The sequence below is a fragment of the Streptomyces vastus genome (assembly GCF_039532825.1).
Taxonomy (GTDB): domain Bacteria; phylum Actinomycetota; class Actinomycetes; order Streptomycetales; family Streptomycetaceae; genus Streptomyces; species Streptomyces vastus.
Window position 1 is genome coordinate 921 of sequence record NZ_BAAASJ010000126.1, and the last position, 785, is coordinate 1705.

The 785-nt window shown below is 66.6% G+C and carries 2 protein-coding genes; both read left to right on the plus strand.

Translation table 11 applies throughout. The annotated features are described in order from the left end of the window. The coding region (locus ABD357_RS44455) for an ABC transporter permease (RefSeq protein WP_344397660.1) at positions 1-460 on the plus strand (460 nt) is incomplete at its 5' end. After that, a partial coding sequence (locus tag ABD357_RS44460; RefSeq protein WP_425585257.1) for an ABC transporter permease occupies positions 457-785 on the plus strand: 329 nt, incomplete at its 3' end. The genes ABD357_RS44455 and ABD357_RS44460, both read left to right, overlap by 4 nt.

The window sequence follows — 785 nt, forward strand, 5'->3', positions numbered from 1 at the left end:
GAACGAGTCGCTGCCGGGCGGGCCGTTCCAGCTGCTCTACAACGAACTCGGCGTGGTCATCGGCACCACCTCCATGATGCTGCCCTACACCGTGCTGCTGCTGTACGGCGTGATGCGCGGCGTGGACCGCAGACTGCTCGCCGCGGCGGCCAGCATGGGCGCCGGACGCGTGACCATCTTTAGGCGCATCTACCTGCCGCTGGTCGCCCCCGGCCTGGCCAGCGCCGGGCTGCTCAGCTTCATCCTCTCCCTGGGCTACTACATCACCCCGGCCCTGATGGGCGGACCCAACCAGACGATGATCGCCACCCTCATCAACCAGCAGGTGACCAAAGACAACCAGTGGAACGGAGCGGCCGCGCAGGGAGTCATCCTGCTGCTGCTCACCTTCGCCGGACTGCTGCTGGTCAAGCTCGTGACCTCGCTCGGCGCCAGCCGTAAGAAGAGGAGCGCGTCATGATGGAACTGCGCAAGACCCTCGCCGGGCGGATCGCCCTCACCGCCATCGCCACCCTGATCCTTTTGTTCCTGGCGCTGCCGATCATCGTCATCCTGATCACCTCCTTCAGCAACAACGCCTTCGCCGACTTCCCGCCGGACGTGTGGACGCTGAACTGGTACAAGGCCCTGTTCGCCGACGGCAGCAAATGGCCGGCCGCACTCTCGCTGAGCGCCCTGGTCGCCACCCTGAGCACCGTCTTCTCCCTGATCATCGGCGTGACCGCGGCGACCGCCCTGACCCGCAGCGAACTCCCGCTGCGCTCCGCGGTCTACGCCCTGGTCCT